Origin of the sequence: Miniimonas arenae, assembly GCF_006351005.1 — a bacterium.
GTDB lineage: Bacteria > Actinomycetota > Actinomycetes > Actinomycetales > Beutenbergiaceae > Miniimonas > Miniimonas arenae.
Map to the genome: position 1 here is coordinate 1 of NZ_VENP01000117.1, position 1,768 is coordinate 1,768.

A 1,768-nucleotide genomic window follows, 5' to 3' on the forward strand; every position below is an offset into this window, starting at 1 on the left:
CGAGACGCTCCAGGTCCACCGCCCCGCCGCGCTCCCCTACCGCAGGTGCCGACGCCGCCGCGGCGGCGGGGGTGTCGTCCTCCCAGTCGGCGGGTGGTCCGCTGGGGTCCTGCCAGGAGGTGGGGCCGGGTGGGATGTCCTCGGGGTCGCTCGGCATGGTGCCCGGGTCCCAGGGGGTGGTCATGCTGCTTCCTGAGCGGAGGGCAGGTCGGCGGGGTGGGGTTCGGAGCGGACGGCTTCGATGCGCCGGGAGGTGATGGTCTCGGCCTCGGCGAGGTCGCGGGCGAGCTGGGCCCGGTCGGGTCGCTCCCAGAAGCCGGGCAGGTCGATGAGTGCGCCCTTCTCCCCGCGGTAGAACAGCAAGCCCTTGCCGATCGGCATGCGGCGGATCTGCGCGGGTGTCATGACCTGTTCCCACTCGCGGGAGTGGGTGTAGGAGCCGTCGGAGCTGTAGGAGCGGCGGTCGGCGTGGTAGCGGTCCATCGCCTCGGACAGCTCATCGAGCAGGTCGGGTTCCTTGATGCCGGGCAGGTAGAGCGTCGCGGTCGCGTTCGCGCGGATCGTCTCGGCCTCTTCCCTGCCCCATCGCAGCCGCATCTGGGCCTGGGACTGGCAGACCACGACGGTGGTGATGCCGCGGCCACCGGAGTCCGACATGACCTCCGGCAGGGTCGGCATGGGTGCGACGTTCGCGGCTTCCTCCAGGTCCAGCAGCAGCGCGGGCCACAGCCGACCACCGGGGCGGGTCTGGGAGACGTTCTGCGCGGTGCGCACGACGAGGTCGAGGAACATCGTCAGCAGGGGCGCGGTGGACGCGGCGCCCTTGCCGGTCAGGAGGTACAGGGTGTTAGGGGCGTCGAGGAAGCGTTCCGGGTTGAACCGCTCGGCGGGGGTGGGGCAGAGCCACTCCAGGATCCGGGGTGAGGCCAGCGGGTCGAGCATGCCCTGGAGCGTCATCGCGAGGGACGCGGTGGTCTCCCCGGCCTGGGACTGGGTCTGCGCGCGCAGCCGTTCGGCCCAGCCGGCGTTGGCCACGCGGGGTGAGGTGTGCAGGAGCCCGATGGGTTCCTCGTTGGAGAAGTCGCTGGCCCACTTCACCACGTCGGCCATCGACCCGTCGGGCTTGATCGCGGCGGCGTGGAGGTAGCAGGCGAGCACGGACGCGGCTCGAGCTCGAAACCATGCGGCGTTGCCGGCGTCGGACCCCTCGGATGTGCCGGCGGCCCACGCCTTGGACCGGTTGAGGGCCTCCTCGGGGTCCTCGCAGCCGTGGACGAAGTCCGGGCGGGCGACGCCGGGCCAGTTCGCGATCCCGGAGGGGTCGAACGCGACGACCTCACCCTTGCGGGAGCGGGCAACGGCGGTCAGGAGCAGGATGTCGTTCTTCGTGCCGGTGGCCACCACCGGGCCGGCCGCGTCCAGGATCAGGCCGACGTTGATGCGGGTGGTCTTGCCCGAGCGGGCCGGCGCGATGATGCACACGGAGTCCTCGTGCTGCAGGTGGATCGGGACGCCGTCGTGCACCCCGAGCTTCATCGTCAGCGGCACCCGCGGCGCGTCCTGGCTGTCGGGGACGTCCAGGGCCCGCTTCAGGGCGCCCTGGGCGACCTTCTCGGCGTTCTTGCGGTGCAGGGCCTTCATGTCGCGCTTGCGTGCGCGTCCGTCCCGACGCGACTGCGCCGCGGCGCGTTGCCGGCGCCACAGCCACACCGCTGCCCCGCCGGCGGCGGCGATGAGGAGGAACCACAACGTATAGATCAGCCACGAC

2 protein-coding genes are annotated in these 1,768 nt (G+C 71.9%); both read right to left on the minus strand.

The annotated features are described in order from the left end of the window. Positions 1-184, minus strand: a 184-nt coding sequence (locus FH969_RS14830) for a hypothetical protein (RefSeq protein ID WP_139987970.1), incomplete at its 3' end; no start/stop codon positions are given. Continuing rightward, the coding region (locus FH969_RS14835) for a type IV secretory system conjugative DNA transfer family protein (RefSeq protein ID WP_139987971.1) at positions 181-1,768 on the minus strand (1,588 nt) is incomplete at its 5' end. The genes FH969_RS14830 and FH969_RS14835, both read right to left, overlap by 4 nt.